Consider the following 18,209-nt stretch of genomic DNA (forward strand, 5'->3'; position numbering starts at 1 on the left):
GTTACTCCTCGCCCGTTCCGATCTGGGGCTCGGGCTTCAACTCATGCAGTCGGTGTATGCCTGGCATCTCTATGAAGGCATCGAGCGCGCGAATGGCGCGCGACCAGCGCCGGATCGCAGGGTAGGGGTCAAGCGAGACACCGCCATCAGGCGCGAGCGCCACATAGGGAAAGCACGCGATGTCTGCGACCGTCGGGCGATCGGAAGCAAGGAACGGCATGCCGCGAAGATTTTGCTCGACCAGCCCGGCTTCAAGTTCGCGCAGCGCAGCAACGCCCTGCGCTTGCAACAGGGCGATATCGCCCGGGCGAAGCAACATCTCGTGGAGGCGCGCGCCACCAAGATTTGCGGTCAGCCGGTGAGAAAAGGAAAGCCACTGTTGCAGCCTGGCCGACTGTTCGGCCGTTCCGTCCCCAAGCCACTCCGGAGCCGCCTTTCCTGCCAGGTACACGAGCATTGCTGACGATTCCGTCAGGAGCAGATCCCCGTCCTCCAGGATAGGGATGGAGCCAGCCGGGTTGAGTGCCAGAAGTTCGGCTTTGCGGTGCTCGCCGCCCGGATGAAAGTCGACCGGCCGGATATCCAGTGACAGGCCGGTCAAAGCCGCCATCAGGCGCACTTTGTAGCAACTGGGCGAGAGGATGTAATCGTAAAGCCTCATTGCGCCACCAACTGTGCGCCATAGGTGTAATTGTGGCGCTTAAGCCAACGTCGGTAGGCTACCGATGTCAGATCGGCGCGCGTCGGGATCTCCATGCCGGGGTCGAGTGGCAAAAGACGCGGGATCTGATTTTCAAGGATCGAGCGGTCCTGCAGAAAGATCGTCTGCTGGAAATGGATGAGGTCGGTCATCGATGTTTCATCGTCAAACAGCGCCATCCACGGCCAGACATCGCAAAGATCCTCGGCAAGCGGCTGGACGAAAAGAGTAATGACGTCCCATTCACTGGGGCGCGGTGGGCAGGTTTTATAAAGCACCGAACAGGTCGGGGCCGGCACGCGGTACATGTACTCTGTCGTAATCCCGCCGCTTGCCGACTTTGCTGCTTGCGGCTGGTAGAATTTCACCTGCGTTGCCCAGACTTCATCCTCGACGTCGCGAATTTCAACCTTGTAGTTCTGCACTTCCGTGTGCGGCTCTGCTCCGAGGATGTCAGTATGGACGAAAGGAAAATGAGCGATGTCGAGAAAGTTCTCGACCGCGCGAAGCGGCGAACAGCGAACGCGAACCACACCAACATCGACAAACCGGCGACCAGGTTGGTCGGCCTCGGGAATGGAAAAGATCTCCTTTTGAGGATCTCCGATGGACGACCACACGTGGCCATAGCGAACACGTGACGACAAAACACGTCCGCCCGACGTCGTCACGATCGCATTGCCGTCAGCCCCGACAGAAACCTCGATCGGTTCGCCCATCAGAGCCGTCTTGTATGCGGTCGTTTTCACCTGGCTGAAGAGGCCGACTGGATACCACTCGTCGAGCATCGCTTCCTTAGCCATCACGAGATCTCCTTGCCTGAAGGTCCTCGGCGCATCTGCGCAGGCTTTCGACGGCCCGCGACGCCGAGATGCGGTCACCGAGCGTGTTATCGCTGTCAAGGAGTACATGCACGAGGGTGTGGCCCTGTCCCTGTTCGGAAAGCAGCAGCCACATCGTTTCGTATTGCTGCGTTGCTTTTAGAAGGCCGGTCTCGTCTGATTTCGCGCCGGAAGCCGCCTCAATGGTGGTAACGTCGGCATGCATCGTTAGCGAGCGCAACGCAACGAGGCCCTCCAATTTCGGGGGCGGATGCGAAGGTTCTCCGACGGCCACCCAGATCACGCCATCAGCCTCCTCGACCAGATGCGTCGCAACGCGGATCGTGTCGGGCGGTGTAAGACCAGGGTGCGCCGGGATGCGTAGGCAGTTTCCCGTCTGCGTGTAACTCCAGCCGTGATAGATGCAAGACAGCGCCTCGCCGCGTACAAACCCATAAGAGAGGCGCATGCCACGATGGGGACAGCGATCTGCCGATGCCGCGACCCGTCCTGAATCACTTCTCCACAGGGCAATCGAGCCGGCTCTTGTGCGTGCGGGGATTACCGTCCCTGACGGCAAATCCGAAGTTAGCGCGACTGGCGTCCAAAAGCCCGTCGTATCGGCTGACATGGTAGAACTTTCTCAGCATTATCAACGTTTTATCTGCTTCAAGGCCGCCGCTTGGATAGGGCGGCTCGTAGCGGACGGTGAGCACGTTTGCATAATTTTTTCGCATTGGCAACGCTGATCAAATAACGTGCAGTAGAAAATTTAGCGCCGTCGCAATGCCTACTCTTCGTCACTCTCGATCGGCGTGCGGAAGATGGTTTCCACCCATACATCGATGGGTCCGAGAGAGCATCCGACCTCCATCATGTCGATCAATTCTACCGGTCCGGCGACTTCGAGTTCGATCTTGTCGACACTTTGATGAGATATGGCTTGGGACAGGCCGAGCTTTGCTGCGTGACGACGGATCCATGGGACGAACGAGGCGGCTTGGAGGTCGCCAAGGATCGTCATTCGTTCGTGTAGGTGTCCGTGATGTTGTACTGTCATGAAAGTCTCGTGCTGACGCCTCGTTGACACGATAGCGCCTAAATGGACTTTCGAAACCCCCTTTTCTTCCAGTTCACACATTGCGGGGCCCGCTGCGAGCTTTAAGGTCACATGATTCATGTCACACAACGCGGCAGTGCCTGCTCTGCAGGAGATGGTTTTGAACCGGGCAACCCATTTTGTGCATCGCCCGTTTTGGTTGGGTATCGCGATCCCGCAGGTGAGCGTCGGCCTCGCCTTTCACGGGCGGTGCCTAGTCACTACCGCTTCTTGGTGCGCCCTTCCGGAAATGCGTTTGAAGCGCCTCAGGTCTGGACCTTCACCAGCCACAGGTAAGCGGCCGCGGTCCACGAAAAGCCAAGTCCGCCGCAGCCTTCGCCCGTTACCGGGTCGAAATACTCGGCAAAACCTTCTGTCTCGATCGCCTCGATCGTCGACCGGCGCAACGTCTCTGCGATGTCCGGGTAGCGGTTGCGCCTCAACCCATCGATGAGCAGCCAGTTGATGATGGCCCAGGCGGGGCCACGCCAGTAGCGTTTCGGCTCAAAGCTGGCAATGCCGGGCTTGGTCGTGGGGAAGGCGACCTTGAGGTCGTTTGACCAGACTCTCATCTCGTCGACTAGCGCACCGGCTATGTTCCGGTCGAGATCGAGCGACAGAAGAGGAATGAAACCTGCCTGTGTCGGCGCTTCGATATCCTCTCCAGCGACGAGGTCACGGGAGACGAAACGCGAGACGGCAGGGCGCCACTGCCTAAGGATCGCCTTGCGGGTCTTCTCGTTGAAGGTCGCGATTTCGGCTGCATCACCATCGCGACCGAATTGCCGGGCAAGATGCTCGAGATCCTCTCCCGCTTTCAGCAAAATTGCCGTTGTCTGGATTTCGGCGACCTTGAACGGCGCTTTCTCCCATTGTCGTACCGGGTCCCAGCCGCAAGCTGCATAGGTATCGACCAGATGAATGAAGCGCCGGTAATCCTCGTCGCGCGGGCGCATCTCGGCGTTTACGTGGCCGGTATCTTTTCGCACCACCGGCGTATCGGTCGTCATCGGCACGCGGGAAAGGGCTATGTCCCATGCGGGCGAGTTGTCGCTTCCGCTTTCCCAGGGATGGAGCAGCGCGACGAGGCCGGTATCGTCCGGATCCCGTGCGCTGTACCACCAGCGGTGCCATTTCAGGGCCGCTTCGTAGAGCGGCAGGGTCCGGTTTTCCGCCTGCTTGCCAGCAGCCTCGTACAGCCGGCGCAGCGCAATCGCAAAGACCGGCGGCTGGGTGATACCGGAGGTCGGGAGGCTGTGGTTGGTACGCCAGACATCGGGGCCGGGGAAATAGGTGTCGCTCGGCTGATGGAAGACGATATGCGGGATCATGCCATCCGCCCACTGGCCTTCGACGAGGCGTTCCAGCTCTTGATAGGCGCGGTCGGTGTCGTAGAGCGCAAAACCCATGGCGACGAAGGCCGAATCCCAGTTCCACTGGAACGGATAGAGCCGGTCGGTCGGCACCGTATAGCCGCCGCGGTCGTTGGCGGCGAGGATGCGCTTGGCCTGATCGATATGCATATTCATGTCTGTGCTCCGGAATTCTCAGGCCGTGACGGCGGAGAGGGATTTGCCGCTTTCGGGTGAAAGCCAGGTAATACGCTTGTGGTCGAGCCTGAGGCCGATCGTGTCACCGCTTCTGACGGTCTCATTGGCGGGCAGGATGACGCGCACTGGCTGGTCGTGGATCGATCCCGTCAGCAGCAAGTGCGAGCCCATCGGCTCGGCAACGCGGACCTTCATTTCGATGCCCTCCGGCAAAGGCGCCAGTTCGACCGCCTCGCCGCGCAAGCCAAGAACCACCTCGGCTCCGGAATTTTCCGGCACCGGGAAGTGCTCAGCACCGGCGGCGACCGCGCCGTTTTTGACCGGGACCTTGATGAAATTCATCGGCGGATTGCCGATGAAGCCGCCGACGAACCGCGTCGCCGGATGGTTGTAGACCTCGACCGGCGTGCCGACCTGTTCGACCACGCCGCCATGCATGACGGCAATGCGGTCCGAGAGTCCCATGGCTTCCGTCTGGTCGTGGGTCACATAGATCGTCGTCGTCCCGGCCGCCTGCAGCACAGTCTTGAGCTCGGTGCGCATTTCCAGCCGCAGCAGGGCGTCGAGATTGGAAAGCGGCTCGTCCATCAGCAGCACCCTGGGCTCGACTGCGAGTGCGCGGGCGACCGCGACGCGCTGGCGCTGACCGCCGGAAAGCTTGTTCGGATAACGGTCGAGATATTGCTCGATATGGAGAAGGCCGGCGGCCTTCTCCACCTGTGCCCGGACGCGCGCCTCCTCGGCCTTCTGCATGCGCAGCCCGAAGGCGACATTTTCGTAGACGGTCATATGCGGGAAGACGGCATAGTTCTGGAAGACCATCGCAAGGCCGCGATCTTTCGGCGGCAGGCCAATCACCGACCTCTCGCCGATGCGGACATCGCCTGATGACGATGTTTCGAGGCCGGCGATGATACGCAGCAGTGTGGTCTTGCCGCAGCCGGACGGACCGAGCAGCGAAACGAACTCGCCGTCATTGATCGTCAGCGTTATCTCCTTCAACGCCTCGAAGGCGCCGAAGCTCTTGCGGATGCGGTCGATGACAATATTGGCCATGGATGATGGTCCCGTTATTTCGAGGAGATGCCCCAGATCGCGAAGAGGTAGCGCCTGACCGCGAAGATGAAGACGACAGAGGGAAGAATGAGCATCAGACCGCCGGCGAAGCGATAATGCATTGGGCTTTCGGCGAGGACCGTCAGCAAATATGCCGTCAGCGTGCGGTTTCGCACGGTCAACACCGAGGCCGCGAAGACCTCGTTCCAGGAGATGACGAAGGCGAAAACGGCGGTGGCGACGAGGCCGGGCAAGGCAAGCGGCGCCACGACCTTGAAGAAGGCCTGGATGCGCGTGCACCCGAAGACCCACGCAGCCTCTTCAAGCTCCCTGGGGACGCCGAGGAATATGCCCTGAGTGACGAGGGCTGCGAAAGGCAGCGCCAGCACCGTATGGATCAGCCCGACGCCGACTATTGTATCGTAGAGCCCGAGCCGGATGAAGGAGACTGTAAGCGGCAGCGCCAGGATCGCCAGCGGAAAGGCGCGGGTCAGCAGTACCAGGAGCCGATAGCCGTCCTTGCCGCGGAAATTGTAGCGGGCGAGAGCATAGCCGGCCGGCGCGCCGAGCAGGATAGACAGCGCCACTGTGATGCCGGCGGCGCCTAGTGAATTGAGGAAGGATTGGACGACGCCTTCGGTCTTCAGGAACAGAATGAAAGGCTCCAGCGAGATACCGGTCGGCAGGCCGGTCTTCGGCCATTGGTAGACCCCTTGGCGGCCACCGAGCGCGCCAAGCGCTACCAGATAGATCGGCACCAGCACCCAGGCGCAGAGTGCGGCGACGCCGCTCCAGAGCAGCCAGCGGCGCGCGGAGACGAATCCGGAGGCGCCTTTTGCTTCGGTGGATGCGGTGATGGCTTGCATGCTCATGGCAGACGCTCCGGATCGACCTTGATGGCCTTGAGGTAGAAGACGGTGGCGGCCAGGGAGATGAGCATGATGAGCACTGCATAGGCCGCGGCGACGCCATAGTTTTGGTTCTGGTTCTGCCAGGTGTAGGCTTCGCCGACGAGGACGGGGAAATTGCGCCCGCCAAGAGCATAGACGACAGCGAAGACCTCGAAGGCAAGGACGGTACGCAGGATGAGCGCCGATTGCAGTGCCGGGCGGATGAGCGGCAGCGTGATGCGCCAGAATCGCGTCCATGGCCCGGCGCCAAAGATCTCCGCGGCTTCCCGGAATTCCTTGGGCACCTGATTGAGGCCGGCGACGATGATGACCATGACGATCGCCGTGCCACGCCAGATTTCGGCGACGGCGATTGCGATGAAGAGCGCGACCGGTGTCTGGTAGGAGAGCCAGCTTGTCTGCCGCTCGATCACGCCGAGGCCGAAGAGCAGCGAGTTGAAATAGCCAGTATTCTGCAGGATCGACAGCCAGACGAGGCCGGCGGCGAGATCAGAAATGCCGAGCGGGATCGTCCAGATCCACAGTATGGTTTCGCGTCCCCGGTCGATCTTGGACACCATCGTGCCCATGGCGAGCGCGATGGCGATCTGCACCGGCACCACGGCGATCGTCAGCAGGAACGTATTCTTGACCGAACGGGTAAAATTGATGTCGGTCGCCATCCGTTGCATGTTGGCGAGCGAGGGCGCGCCGTTGTCGGATACCGCCAGCCAAAGCGTCTGCACCAGCGGCGCGACGAAAAGCAGGGCCAGGAAGGCCACGGAGGGCAGGATCAGGAGATAGGGGACCCAGGGTCGAGTATTAGTCATCGGTTCCCGCCTCGGAAGGGTTTCGGTAAGAGCGCCCGGGTATTTCTGCCCGGACACCCTCGGAAGGATTTCATTCGACCGGACAGGGACCGTCGCTCTTGGCATCCGGAGCCCAGCAGGGTGCCTTGGTATCGGTCATCAGCTTGGCCATAATAGCCCCCTCGTCCTTGAGAACGTCGGGGATCGCTTCGTTCTGCAGCACGATGCGCTGGAAGGAATCCATGTAGACCTTGTTGAACTCGCCGCCCTTGTCGCCGAGACCGACCGGCAGCAGCGAGATCACCGCGTCCTTGGAAGCCTGCGTCGCGGCCACGGCGCCGGCGAGCAGCGCCACGCCGGGATCGAGGTCTTCGGGAAGCTTGACATTCAGCGTCGGGAAGAACCCGACCCGTGAAGCGGTAAGGAGCTGCACGTCCTGCATCGACAGATGCTCGATGACCTTGAGGGCGCCGGCCTTGTCCGGAGCACCCTTGGGGATCGCGAGGCCGGCCACCACCGGCATGTAGCCGCGGCCCTTCGGACCGGCGGGTGCCGGGAAGACGACGTAGTCGTCCGGCGCTGCGGAAATGGCGTTCTTCAGGCGGGCGACGTGATCCCAGGCGACCATGACCTCGCCGGCGGCCAGTGGCTCCTGCATGAAGTCGTAATTAGTCGAGTTCGGATTCACATAGGCCCAAAGCGCCTTCAGCTTCTCCCAGCCGGCGGCCGCTTCGGCATTCTGGAAGGGGCGGACTACGCCGCCGGTGAAGGAGGGATAGAAATAGCCCTGGAAGTAACGGGCCATCAAGCCCTTCGGACCGGCCGGAAAGCCGATCTGCGGCTGACCGGTGGCCTCTTGCAGTTTCTTGCCCCATTCGATGAGCTGGTCGTAGGTCAGCGCATTGAGGTCGGCGCCCTGAGGAAGATATTGCAGGGCCTCCTTCTTGGCGGCCATGACATAGGTCGCCTGCATCCAGGGGATATACTGCTGGGTGGACTTGCCAAGCTTGCCGAGGTCGAGCAGCGACTGCGGCATGCCGCTGGCGGCGAGCGTCTTGGCGAGGTCGTCGAGCGGTTCGAGCGTGTCATTGTCGGCGAGCGGCGACAGCTCGCCATGCAGAGCGCCGACGAGACTCACAGTGCGCTTGCCTGCCTGCCGCTCGGCCTCCATGCGGACCGCGAACTGCGGCGGCTCTTCGACAACGTAATCGACGTCACCGACGTCCTTCAACAATTCCTCGCGAACGACGGTCGCCTCCTCGATCGGGCGAAGCTGGGTGGACACGAAAACCGTCTGCGCAAGGACCGGCGAGGCGAAAGCCAGAACGGTGGATGCGAGGGCCGCGAGTGCCAGATGATGTTTCATTTTTCTCCTCCTTTGTTGTTTCCTGTGTGCAATCGGCGTCTAGATTGCGGGTCGATGGCTGTCGCGATCGACGAATTCGATGTCATGCAGTTCCTGAAGGGTTTCCGGCGGTTCGCCGGCAATGGCGCGCAGCAGCAACGAGGCGAAGCGGGCGCCGAGATTTTCGCCTGTCATTCGCATGGTCGAGAGAGCGGGACTCGTGTAGGCGCCGATGGGCAGGTTGTCGTGGCCGACGACCCTGATACTTTCGCCGCCCTTCGTCTCGCGGATCGCCCGCAGCGCACCGATCGCCATTTCGTCGGTTGCGCAAACGAGCGCCGTCGGCCGCAAGGGGCGACCAAGCAGTTCAAGCGCCGCCAGATAGCCGCCTTCTTCCGTCGGGACATTCTCGGCGCAGAGGTCGGTCTCGAGTCCCCGTTCCTCCATCGCGTCCTGCCAGCCCATGCGGCGGACATGGGCGAAGTAATAATCCTGCGGTCCCGCGATATGGCCGATGCGCCGATGCCCGTCTAAGAAAAAGCGCGCGGTCGCCCTGTGGAAGCCAGAAAAGCCATCGCCGTCGATATAGGCGTGCGGCACGAGACTTTCGGTACGACCGTTGGTGACGAAGGGAACGCCCTGCGACTGGAGGAACTCGACGCGTTCGTCGTGCCGCCTGGTGCGGACGAGCAGCATGGCATCGACGCGGCGGCCGACGACGAAGCGACGGCACATTTCGAGTTCGTTCTCGCCGCGAGGCACCGGCGCGATGACGAGGTTGAGACCGGCGCTCGCAAGATGCTCGGCGCAGCCTGAAAGCATGTCGAGAAAGTGCGGGGGGCCTATATGGCCGGGATCGCTCGGCAATGTCACGGCGACGAGCTCGGCACGCTGTTTGCGCAGTCGGCGCGCGGAGGCGTTCGGTCGGTAGCCGACCTTCTCGGCCGCCTCGCGAACACGCTCGCGCGTCGTCGCCGAGACGTCAGAATATCCGTCCAGCGCGCGGGAGACCGTCGTGATCGAGAGGCCCAGCGAATCCGCAAGTTGCTTCAGGTTCGTCAATTTAATCCTCCCTTATGGAGATCATTCTCCAAAACGTTTTGGGCGTCAAGCCAAAACGTTTTGGATGCCAGTCCAATCGATAATCCTCTTGGAACTCACCGACACGAGAGCTCGCCGCTAACGGCGGCTTGCGAAGAATGCTGCCTCTCGAGTAAATCGCCCGAAGAATTCCTGAGCAGCCTCCCGAACCCTCTGTCTCCAGTCGCTCGTACCAATTATGTGGTTCCTAGCATTGCTCGACCGGATAAGTTCATCGACCTTCGCCTGTAGGCATAGATGCGGTTTTGTGAAAGAGCGTGAGGAGTATGCCGGCACAGTTGCAGAGCAGGAACCAGTTTGTCGGGCATCCTTGTCGCCAAGCCAACCAGGCACCAGATCGGCACGACGAGGATTGCCGCCGCAAGGACAAGCCCGTGGTTTTCCGACATGGCTGAAATACCGCGCCAAACTTCATCATCCGGACGTTCACAACCCGCCGCTGGATTTAAAGGAGATACAGAGGCATTCCCGTCTTCCGGTCGGGAAGCGCTGCCGTCCACTTGATCGACCGCTATTTTTCCCGCCAGCGGAACCGGCTCGGCGGCGACTGCGTTCTTCGAGCAGGCATTTGAAGCCAAACGACCATTGCGTTTCAACGGGAGGAGATCCCACACGGAGCAGCGACCGGTTCTCGTTTCAGGGGCCACGCCAATCGGTGCTTGGCAGACGATGATCAACTCTGGCCCGTACACGTGCATTCTGTTCTGCGCGCGGGTTCCCGTAACTTGAGGCGGAGTCAATGCAGAGAGGCTCTATCGCGATAGAGAACGTCGAGGTTCCAAAGGGGGAGAATTCCGATCCTCTGTGGAGTGTCACGAGAAGTCAGTCGCCCATTATTGGAACGGCGATCCATGACGGTAGCCATGTTCGGAAAAGCCTGCGTTCTCGATACGCCTTGAACGAGGTCGAGCGACTTCGCGAGGAAGACCCGTTCACGGCGAGCTTGATCAGGGGCTTGCCAAACCAGATTGTATTTCACCGTTCCCGATTTGAAATCGATCTCAACCGAAGCCGTGAAAAGGCTGTTTATCTTCGCCCCGAGCAGGCATGGGGGCTGACAGTTTGGAAAGAGAGCCTTCCGCAATCGGAACATCGTAGGTCATTGCTTATCCATGACGACTACTATGAGATGCTTCGCTTCTTTCTCGACGGCATCCAGCGGCACCATAAGCACTTCGTTCTCCTGGATGTGCATAGTTATAATTATCGTCGAGCGGATCCGGACACGCCAACGCCCCAGGATCACGCGCCCGACGTTAATATCGGTACGTTCTCCATGGATCGAGACCGATGGGTCCATGTCGTCGAGCCATTGATGGATCACTTCCGGTCCTTCGATGTTGGCGGCAGGCGGCTGGACGTGCGGGAGAATGTTGCCTTTCACGGAAAAGGGGAACAGACGCGGTTCGTCCATGAACAATATCCGGGAATCGGCTGCGCGATCGCTATTGAGTTCAAGAAGATTTTCATGGACGAGTGGACGGGAAAGCCAGACAACTCGACACTTCGTGAATTGCAGGAGGCGCTTACCTCGGCCGTTCCGCTTCTCGAGCGCGTTTTGAGGTCGATGTCATGACGAAACACGCGTCAGCGACCCAGGACGATTGGCTATGTGATATCAAGCAGTCGCTTCGCGACGACAAACCGATCCGAAGGGAATTCCCCGAAGGTGGTCGCTTGCATATCGATCGACCACTCCCCTTTTTGTTCGTTCATATCAACACAGGAAAGGCGGAGGACGTGGCGCAAGCCGTAGTCCAGGCCAATGCTTCCTATCTCATTGCATCGGACCCTCAGGAGGTCGTGTCGATTGTCGAGGCGATTGCCGCGGTCGCCGTCGAGCAGTTCGGGACCCTCCTTGTCGTTCGAAGCAGTGAGCTTGAGCGTGACCGGTTTCTTACCGATGACGCTCCCTATCTCCCGCCGTTTGAGGTTTCCGTTTGGTCATCCGAGAATGCCGCCCTTGCAAAGACGATTTTCTCGAAGACCATTATGGCAAGCGAGGCCAGGTTCCGCACGCCGAGAGTCCTCGAGCGGAATATCCCCACGTCGACCATTGACGCACAGATTGCGGCCATGCCCGGCTGCGCCATACTTGGTGTTGAGTTCGCGCCGATCTACCGGACGCCCGAATCCAGGGAGATTTACCCTGAAGTTCGCGATCAATTGGTCTCGACGCTATTCGACGCCGCGCTCCGCGCGTGTGGCGCCTTTCTGGAAACCAAGAAACTTGTCAAGCTTGCGTCCTATCGGTCCCTTGGCAGACGTGCCTTCGTCGACGCTGTCAGCCGCGTCGACAGAAGCATAGACGAGATTGCATCGCTCTTCGACGTTCTCCTTGCCGTCACGCCCATCAACGCAAGGCAAGCATTTGACGAATTCAGGTTGGCTGGGTTTGAAAGCGAGCCGGTCTTTCTATACCGCCCGCTGACGACCCAGGTAGAAAATGCGAAGCATCGGCTCTTCGCTATCTCCTTTGACCAAATGGAGGATCCCGTCCTGTACGACCTATGCCGGGAAAAACAGCGTGAAGTCGACTTGCAACTTTCGCTGATCGCTGCGCGCCAGACCAAGAGCTTCGTAGAGTTTGGCAGGGCGCTTTACGGTCCGGTCGAGCATTCTCTTTTGCTCGAAGCGGAGAATATTCTTGGAATGCTCGCGGACGAGTATCCCGTGGATCATCTTAAGTCGCGATCCAATATTCCCACGGCCGATGCCGACTATGTGGAACGACGTGCGCAAGTCATGATTAATCGTTACCGAACGGTCTGGCCGGACTTCAAGGCAAGCATTGTGCTTCGCGATGACCTTCCCTCTGGCCTGATGGTGACCAATCATCGTCTCCTCATTTCGAGGTCGACGATAATGGACCGACGACGCGTCGAGCCGCTTCTCGCGCATGAAATCGGAGTTCATCTCCTCACCTACTTTAATGGCTCCTCTCAAGGGCTGCGACTCTTTCGCTCCGGGCTGTCCGGATACGAAGGCATGCAGGAGGGGCTGGCGGTTTTCGCTGAGTACCTCTCGGGTGGCCTGACTGCCGAGCGGCTGAAACTGATCGCTGCGAGGGTCGTAGCATGCGCTTGCATGCTCTCGGGGTTAAGCTTCGCCGAAACTTTCCGTCGGCTCGTTTCCAACTACAAATTCTCCGATCACGGGGCTTTCAACCTTGCACTGCGTGTTTACCGCGGCGGCGGATTGGCCAAGGATGCGATCTACTTGAGAGGCCTCCTTCAACTGCTTGACCATCTGAAACGCGGTGGCGCGCTCGAACCGTTCTGGATGGGTAAAATCGCTTCCTCCCATTTCGCGGTTATGGAAGAGCTTGCACTACGCGGACTGCTCAAGCCGCCGAGCGTCCATCCGCTGTTTCTGGAGACTGCGGAAGGCCGCGAGCGACTTGACAGCGCAAGACAGGGATTGCGTCCCATCGACCTCGTTCAACCAAAGGAAGCCTAAATGCGAATAGCATTTTTCGTGAATTCGATCGAAAGCGAGGCGCCCTATTATACTACGACATCCCTGGCGATGGTCGCCAGCGCCCGTGGCCATGATGTTTGTTATGTCACGCCTGGGGATTTTGTGCTGCGACCCGACGACAGCTTGGCAGTCCGCGCAAGGGCTACGAGCGAGGGCAAACCGAAGAATGAGGACGCTTTCATTGCTGATCTCAACAACAAGGCGCGCGTCGAAACGATTGACGTGAAAGAGGTGGACGTGCTGTTTTTGCGCAACGACCCTTCCCTTGATGCCGAAGAGCGACCCTGGGCCGCTCATGTCGGCGCGATGTTCGGGCGACTTGCCGTCGAACGGGGCGTGCTGACGGTGAATGATCCCGACACCTTGATGAAGGCTCAGAATAAGCTCTATTTCCAAGACTTCCCCGAGGCTATTCGTCCCGCGACACTGATTTCGAAAAGCCTGGATGAAATTAGAGCCTTCATCGACAGCCAGAAACGCGGTGTGATCCTGAAACCCCTGCAGGGGTCGGGAGGCCGGCATGTCTTCAGAATTAAATCAAGCAAGGAATCCAATCTCAATCAGATTTTTGAAGCAGTCAGTGGCGAAGGGTATCTAATCGCCCAAGGCTACCTCCCGGATGCGGTTGATGGTGACATCCGGTTGTTCTTGATGAACGGTCAACCCCTTGAAAAGGACGGCGCCTATGCGGCATTTCGCAGAGTTCCTGCGAAAGGAGAGGTCCGCTCCAATATCAGTGCCGCCGGAACAGCCGCACCAATAAAGATTACCCCCGAGATTCTTGAGGTTGCCGAGACTGTCAGGCCCAAACTTGTCGCAGACGGGATGTTTCTCGTGGGCTTGGATATCATCGGTGACAAGATCCTCGAGATCAACGTCTTTACGCCGGGCGGACTGCGAAATCTCGAACAACTCTATTCCGTGGACTTCTCGGCAACGGTCATCGAGGCTCTCGAAAGGAAGGTCAGCATTCGCCGGAACTATGGCTCCCAACTGTCGAACGCAGTGCTGGCGACACTTTGAGAAGGCGTCGCAAAAGGATCTTCCGGCAGCTCCTTTCACCATTCTACATAGACCGGGTTGCTGATCGCCCGGCGCATCTGTTGGCTTGCCATGTCGACGCTCTGGAGCTGCCAAGGGAGCGAACGTCCTTCGAGTGCTGAGGAGAATTCGGAAATCAAGCCTTCGCGACTTGCCGCAGCGATGATCTCAGTGCGCAGAAAAGCCTTCGGCCTGCCGGTGAAACCACCGGTCCAATCATCGGAACCTATCGTCTCGGTCGAAACTATGCCGGTCGCGTCGATCCATACGAGCGTATCGCCTTCCGCGCGTTTCGTTTCCGCCGTTGCGGTAACTTCGCCGTGCGTCGTCGACCCCATCGGCTGGCCATTGACGGTCAGAGCAAGGTGCGGTCCGGTTGGGCTTTCTGTTACGTAACCGCGCCCGGCCTTCATGGCGGCGAGGATCGCGTCTTCTGAAAGTTCATCGAGCCATAGCACCGTCGTCGGGCGGGCCAGAGCCAGCGGTCCTTCCGGCATCAGCCGTGCAGGCTGATGAAAGTCGCTGCCGCCAATTGCTGAAATCTTGAGACCAGAGGCGAGCCGGTCCTGATAACGGCCGAGCGATACCCAGTTCCAGGCCATCCAGTGAGATTGCCAGACTTCCATACAGTCGATCCTGGGCAGGTCATAGTCCCATTGGATCGTCGGTTTGTCGTGGTTGATCGAAAGAAGGCCACCATGGTCATGAACAAGACGCGACAGCGTATGGGCATGCTCCGGCTTCGTCATGCGGAAATCTATCCATTCATCGACGCCATAGACATTGGCATGTCCGACGGCGGTGGTGATTTCCATCGCACGCACAAAAATCAGTTCCGGCGAGGAATGCGGATGAAAATAACGTCGCTGGGTGATCGTGTTGTGGTCGGCGATCGCAAGGAAATCGAGGCCTGCCTGCTTGGCCGCAGCGTGCAGGAGTTCGGGCGAGCCGGCCGCATCTGAATGAAAGGTGTGGCAATGCAGGTCGCCGCGATACCAGCCCGCACCCTGACGTACCGGGTAAGTTCGCGCCGGCGGTGGCAAGAGTTCGCGCGATGCGCTGTCGAAGACGACTGTCAGCCGCACATCGGCACCGTCGGGCGGTACCTTGTAGAGGCCGAGCATCACCTTCCATAGGCCGGCCGGGATTTCACCATGAATGTAGCCCGGCGTCGCATCATCGGTCGCAACGAAGAAACGATCCCGCGCCCCGCCGCTCCAGCCGCGAAAGCCGGCCATGGTCGGATAGTCGCTGGCATGGGGATCGAGCATTCCGAGATCGATGATGCAATCGTCAGCCTTCGGGTAACTCATCGTCACGTCGATGCGGGTCGTGTCGGCGGGAATATCGACGGGCACGTAGAAATATGGATCGGCGGCCTGATCAGCAGGGGTCACGTGAACGGAAATTTCGACCATGATGGCTTACTCGCCTATTGCCGGAATACGGGCGCCGGTCTCGTCGAACAGCGTCACGTGGCGGGTATCGAAGGAGAGTGTGACCTGATCGTCGGTGCGTATTTCGTCGTCGGTGAAGATGCGCGCGGTCACCCGCCCGGAATCTGCACGTTCCATCGTAACCAGACTTTCCGGCCCCATGTTCTCGTTGGCAAACAGCTTTCCGGCAATCGTATTGGCGTCGCCCGCTTCCGCCATTCGTAGGTGTTCCGGGCGAATTCCGAGCGTCATCTTGCCTTTCGCCGCAGCCTTGGCGATGGCATCAGACACAGGCAGGCTCGGCAGGGTCAGGCCGTCTGCGCGCAACCGCAGTTGCCCGCCATCGACCATTGCCGCCACCGGCACGAGGTTCATCGGTGGATTGCCGACAAAATTTGCCACGAATGTCGTAGCCGGCCGGCGATAAATCTCGATTGGCGGCGCGAACTGCACGATCCGGCCCTTGTCCATGACGGCGATGCGGGTCGCAAGCGCCATGGCCTCGGCCTGATCGTGGGTCACGTAGACGGCGGTCATGCCCATGTCGCGCTGCAGGTGGTTGAGGAAACCGCGGGCCTCGAGGCGGAGCTTGGCATCGAGGTTTGAAAGCGGCTCGTCGAAGAGATAGACCTGGCTCGGATAGACGAGCGCACGAGCAAGCGAGGTGCGCTGCTGTTGACCGCCGGAAATCTGACTCGGCAGTCGCCTCATCAGGTCACCGATCTTCAGGACGTCGGCCACTTCTCTGGCGCGTGCATGTCGCTTGTCCTCGGTCTCGCCGCGCACCTTCAGCGGATAGGCGATATTGTCGGCGAGATTCATATGCGGATAAAGCGCATAGTCCTGAAAGACCATCGAGATCTGCCGATCCTTGGGATGCAGATAGGTGACATCCTTGCCGCCGATCAGGACCTTGCCGGCGGAGGGAGTTTCAAGGCCGGCAATCATTCGCAGGCTGGTCGTCTTGCCGCAGCCGGAAGGGCCGAGCAGGCAGACGAATTCGCCATCGGCGATCGAGAAGCTGATGTCCGGCACCGCGGTAAACGAACCGAATGTTTTGGAGACGTTCTGGAATTCGACTGAAGCCATGAGAAAGGTCCAATTACGACTTGATGCCGCCGAAGAACCGGAAGCCGAACTTCCAGTTGACGAATAGGTAAAGCACAACGACGGGCAGCGAATAGATGAGCGAATAGGCGGCGAGCAACGTCACGATGGGCGTACCGGCCTCCGAATAGAAGGAATAGATCGCGACTGAAGCCGGCATCAGCGTGTCTTTGCGCAGCAGGATGAACGGGATGAGGAAACTTCCCCAGATGTTCACGAAGGCCCACACGACGACCACGACGATCCCGGGCCGGATAACCGGCAGCGCCACATCGAAAAAAGCCTGGATCGGTGAGGCGCCGGCCACCATGGCGCTTTCCTCGTAGGATCGCGGAATGGCGTCGATGAAGTCACGCAAGATGAACATGGCGGTCGGCAACAGCCCGCCAGCGAACACCAGGATGACGGCGAGATGCGTGTCGATCAGTCCGATTGCCGAGATGATCAGGAAGATCGGCACCATGGCTGCCGAGCCGGATGCGACCGAGGAGAAAAGCAAGAGGATATAGGTGACCGCGCCCTTGCCGGGAATGGACGAGCGCGACAGCGCATAGGCGGCAAGTGTGGCCGCGCCGCCGACCAGAATGACACCCCCAAAGGCCTGGATCAGGCTGTTCAAGAGCGCGTGCATCGCGAAGCTGTTCTGGAACACGGTCACGAAATTGGACAGCGTGAACGGCGACGGAATGGCAAGGCCGAGTTCGGCACGCGCATTGAACGGCGCGAAGATGAACCACACAAGCGGCAGGGCGAAGACCACGCCGATCAGCGAGGCGACGACCGAAAAGACCGCGCGGCGCATATAGATGCTGCGGGAAATCTGCATCACTCGGCCTCCGCCTTCTTCTTCTTGGCGATTTGCAGGTAGATAAGCGCGAAGGCGAGGTTGATCAGCATGATGATGACACCGACTGCCGCGCCGCGACCGAATTCGAAGTCCTTGAAGGCAACCCGGTAGGTGTAGATCGACAGCAGCTCGGTCCGGTATGAGGGGCCGCCGCTGGTCAGCAGGAAGGGCGTGAAGACGTTGAATGTCCACATGGTGATAAGGATGAGATCTGTCACCACATGGCCGCGTATCAGTGGCAGGGCGATATCGCGCAGTTTCTGCCACGAACTCGCACCGGCAACATCGGCCGCCTGAAAATAGCTCGGCGGTATCGACTGGAAGGCGGAGTTGAACAACATCATGGAGAAGGCCGCGCCCCGCCAGGTGTTGAAAACCACGATGACCCAGAAAGGCTGTTGCAGCAGCAAGTCGGCCGGCGGCAGACCGAGGCCGCGCATGATCATGTTCAGTGTACCATTGTCGTAATCGAGAAAGGCGAACCAGGCGAAGCCGATCACCACTTCCGGCAGGATCCAGGCAGCAATGACAGCCGTCTGCAGGAAATTCTTGAGCGTCGGCGAGACGGACTGGCTGAGCCAGGCAAGGATGAGGCCGAGCAAGGCCTGGCCGATCAGTGCCGAAAATAATACGAACTGGACCGTCAGGATCAGCGAAAAACCGAACTGGCCGCGTGTAAAGAACGTTGTTGGGTTGAACAGCGTAAAATAGTTCTGCAGCCCGACAAAATCGGGATCGACGGCCGTGCGGCCGAGCAGCGTTTTGTTTGTGAAGGAAACGACGATCACCCAGAAGAACGGGATGATGACGAAAACGCCGACCAGCGCGGCGGCGGGGGCGAGAAACACCGCGCCCGCGCGCGTGGAAAGCAGGGAGAATTTTTTCATGCGCGATTACCCCGTGGCAGCGCCTGCCGCGACTCGGAGG

General features: G+C 59.7%; 18 protein-coding genes. 3 read left to right on the top strand and 15 right to left on the bottom strand.

Translation table 11 applies throughout. The annotated features are described in order from the left end of the window. Window position 1 precedes the first annotated feature (1 nt). From AC1DPR_RS11295 to AC1DPR_RS11345, 11 genes are all read right to left on the bottom strand, one after another. On the bottom strand, window positions 2-661 hold the full coding sequence (locus AC1DPR_RS11295) for a glutathione S-transferase family protein (RefSeq protein WP_477816338.1): 660 nt from the start codon (window positions 659-661) through the stop codon (window positions 2-4). Then, window positions 658-1,503: an aromatic ring-hydroxylating oxygenase subunit alpha gene (locus AC1DPR_RS11300; RefSeq protein WP_018116632.1), complete on the bottom strand. Its 846-nt coding sequence runs from the start codon at window positions 1,501-1,503 to the stop codon at window positions 658-660. The genes AC1DPR_RS11295 and AC1DPR_RS11300 overlap by 4 nt, the downstream gene beginning before the upstream one ends. Further along, entirely contained in the window at window positions 1,496-2,152 is a 657-nt protein-coding gene (locus AC1DPR_RS11305) for a Rieske 2Fe-2S domain-containing protein (RefSeq protein WP_477816339.1), read from the bottom strand. Before AC1DPR_RS11305 ends, AC1DPR_RS11300 begins: the two co-directional genes overlap by 8 nt. A 159-nt stretch (window positions 2,153-2,311) precedes the next feature. Continuing rightward, a complete protein-coding gene (locus AC1DPR_RS11310) occupies window positions 2,312-2,581 on the bottom strand; it encodes an acylphosphatase (protein ID WP_041912278.1) in 270 nt (89 codons plus the stop codon). Window positions 2,582-2,886: 305 nt separating this feature from the next. After that, on the bottom strand, window positions 2,887-4,149 hold the full coding sequence (locus AC1DPR_RS11315) for an MGH1-like glycoside hydrolase domain-containing protein (RefSeq protein ID WP_477816340.1): 1,263 nt from the start codon (window positions 4,147-4,149) through the stop codon (window positions 2,887-2,889). 18 nt (window positions 4,150-4,167) lie between these two features. Continuing rightward, complete coding sequence (locus AC1DPR_RS11320; RefSeq protein ID WP_477816341.1) at window positions 4,168-5,226, bottom strand: ABC transporter ATP-binding protein; 1,059 nt, start codon at window positions 5,224-5,226, stop codon at window positions 4,168-4,170. Window positions 5,227-5,240: 14 nt separating this feature from the next. After that, window positions 5,241-6,098, bottom strand: coding sequence for a carbohydrate ABC transporter permease (locus AC1DPR_RS11325; protein WP_477816342.1), 858 nt, complete (start codon window positions 6,096-6,098; stop codon window positions 5,241-5,243). After that, entirely contained in the window at window positions 6,095-6,946 is an 852-nt protein-coding gene (locus AC1DPR_RS11330; RefSeq protein WP_477816343.1) for a carbohydrate ABC transporter permease, read from the bottom strand. Before AC1DPR_RS11330 ends, AC1DPR_RS11325 begins: the two co-directional genes overlap by 4 nt. 70 nt (window positions 6,947-7,016) lie before the next feature. Next, window positions 7,017-8,291 (bottom strand): ABC transporter substrate-binding protein, encoded by a 1,275-nt coding sequence (locus AC1DPR_RS11335; RefSeq protein ID WP_477816344.1) that lies wholly within the window; start codon window positions 8,289-8,291, stop codon window positions 7,017-7,019. A gap of 39 nt (window positions 8,292-8,330) precedes the next feature. After that, a complete protein-coding gene (locus AC1DPR_RS11340) occupies window positions 8,331-9,332 on the bottom strand; it encodes a LacI family DNA-binding transcriptional regulator (protein WP_477816345.1) in 1,002 nt (333 codons plus the stop codon). A 215-nt stretch (window positions 9,333-9,547) separates the two neighbouring features. Further along, entirely contained in the window at window positions 9,548-9,967 is a 420-nt protein-coding gene (locus AC1DPR_RS11345) for a hypothetical protein (protein WP_477816346.1), read from the bottom strand. Between the two features lie 143 nt (window positions 9,968-10,110). On the opposite strand from AC1DPR_RS11345, the gene AC1DPR_RS11350 reads away from it, so the two are divergent. From AC1DPR_RS11350 to AC1DPR_RS11360, 3 genes are read left to right on the top strand one after another with little or no spacing between them, the layout of a single operon-like run. Continuing rightward, entirely contained in the window at window positions 10,111-10,947 is an 837-nt protein-coding gene (locus AC1DPR_RS11350) for an N-formylglutamate amidohydrolase (RefSeq protein WP_477816347.1), read from the top strand. Further along, the gene (locus AC1DPR_RS11355) at window positions 10,944-12,830 is read left to right on the top strand and encodes a flavohemoglobin expression-modulating QEGLA motif protein (protein ID WP_477816348.1); all 1,887 of its coding nucleotides are present in this window, start codon (window positions 10,944-10,946) and stop codon (window positions 12,828-12,830) included. The genes AC1DPR_RS11350 and AC1DPR_RS11355 overlap by 4 nt, the downstream gene beginning before the upstream one ends. Next, a complete protein-coding gene (locus AC1DPR_RS11360) occupies window positions 12,831-13,874 on the top strand; it encodes a glutathione synthetase (RefSeq protein ID WP_477816349.1) in 1,044 nt (347 codons plus the stop codon). A gap of 35 nt (window positions 13,875-13,909) precedes the next feature. Here AC1DPR_RS11360 and AC1DPR_RS11365 read toward each other — a convergent pair whose 3' ends face one another. Genes AC1DPR_RS11365 through AC1DPR_RS11380 form a run of 4 tightly spaced genes read right to left on the bottom strand, consistent with a single transcriptional unit; the run spans window position 13,910 to window position 18,169 of the window. Further along, window positions 13,910-15,310, bottom strand: coding sequence for a CehA/McbA family metallohydrolase (locus AC1DPR_RS11365; RefSeq protein ID WP_477816350.1), 1,401 nt, complete (start codon window positions 15,308-15,310; stop codon window positions 13,910-13,912). Between the two features lie 6 nt (window positions 15,311-15,316). Beyond that, entirely contained in the window at window positions 15,317-16,417 is a 1,101-nt protein-coding gene (locus tag AC1DPR_RS11370; RefSeq protein ID WP_477816351.1) for an ABC transporter ATP-binding protein, read from the bottom strand. A 13-nt stretch (window positions 16,418-16,430) separates the two neighbouring features. Beyond that, the gene (locus tag AC1DPR_RS11375; protein ID WP_477816352.1) at window positions 16,431-17,261 is read right to left on the bottom strand and encodes a carbohydrate ABC transporter permease; all 831 of its coding nucleotides are present in this window, start codon (window positions 17,259-17,261) and stop codon (window positions 16,431-16,433) included. After that, window positions 17,261-18,169 carry a carbohydrate ABC transporter permease gene (locus AC1DPR_RS11380; RefSeq protein WP_477816353.1) on the bottom strand — a complete coding sequence of 303 codons (909 nt, stop codon included), beginning with the start codon at window positions 18,167-18,169 and terminating at the stop codon, window positions 17,261-17,263. Before AC1DPR_RS11380 ends, AC1DPR_RS11375 begins: the two co-directional genes overlap by 1 nt. Window positions 18,170-18,209: the final 40 nt, after the last annotated feature.

The sequence above is a fragment of the Rhizobium sp. 01T417 genome, from assembly GCF_056398905.1.

Coding starts and splice junctions, on each gene's coding strand:
- AC1DPR_RS11295 (WP_477816338.1), bottom strand. CDS start 661: ATGAGGCTTTACGATTACATCCTCTCGCCCAGTTGCTACAAAGTGCGC.
- AC1DPR_RS11300 (WP_018116632.1), bottom strand. CDS start 1,503: ATGGCTAAGGAAGCGATGCTCGACGAGTGGTATCCAGTCGGCCTCTTC.
- AC1DPR_RS11305 (WP_477816339.1), bottom strand. CDS start 2,152: ATGTCAGCCGATACGACGGGCTTTTGGACGCCAGTCGCGCTAACTTCG.
- AC1DPR_RS11310 (WP_041912278.1), bottom strand. CDS start 2,581: ATGACAGTACAACATCACGGACACCTACACGAACGAATGACGATCCTT.
- AC1DPR_RS11315 (WP_477816340.1), bottom strand. CDS start 4,149: ATGAATATGCATATCGATCAGGCCAAGCGCATCCTCGCCGCCAACGAC.
- AC1DPR_RS11320 (WP_477816341.1), bottom strand. CDS start 5,226: ATGGCCAATATTGTCATCGACCGCATCCGCAAGAGCTTCGGCGCCTTC.
- AC1DPR_RS11325 (WP_477816342.1), bottom strand. CDS start 6,098: ATGAGCATGCAAGCCATCACCGCATCCACCGAAGCAAAAGGCGCCTCC.
- AC1DPR_RS11330 (WP_477816343.1), bottom strand. CDS start 6,946: ATGACTAATACTCGACCCTGGGTCCCCTATCTCCTGATCCTGCCCTCC.
- AC1DPR_RS11335 (WP_477816344.1), bottom strand. CDS start 8,291: ATGAAACATCATCTGGCACTCGCGGCCCTCGCATCCACCGTTCTGGCT.
- AC1DPR_RS11350 (WP_477816347.1), top strand. CDS start 10,111: ATGCAGAGAGGCTCTATCGCGATAGAGAACGTCGAGGTTCCAAAGGGG.
- AC1DPR_RS11355 (WP_477816348.1), top strand. CDS start 10,944: ATGACGAAACACGCGTCAGCGACCCAGGACGATTGGCTATGTGATATC.
- AC1DPR_RS11360 (WP_477816349.1), top strand. CDS start 12,831: ATGCGAATAGCATTTTTCGTGAATTCGATCGAAAGCGAGGCGCCCTAT.
- AC1DPR_RS11365 (WP_477816350.1), bottom strand. CDS start 15,310: ATGGTCGAAATTTCCGTTCACGTGACCCCTGCTGATCAGGCCGCCGAT.
- AC1DPR_RS11370 (WP_477816351.1), bottom strand. CDS start 16,417: ATGGCTTCAGTCGAATTCCAGAACGTCTCCAAAACATTCGGTTCGTTT.
- AC1DPR_RS11375 (WP_477816352.1), bottom strand. CDS start 17,261: ATGCAGATTTCCCGCAGCATCTATATGCGCCGCGCGGTCTTTTCGGTC.
- AC1DPR_RS11380 (WP_477816353.1), bottom strand. CDS start 18,169: ATGAAAAAATTCTCCCTGCTTTCCACGCGCGCGGGCGCGGTGTTTCTC.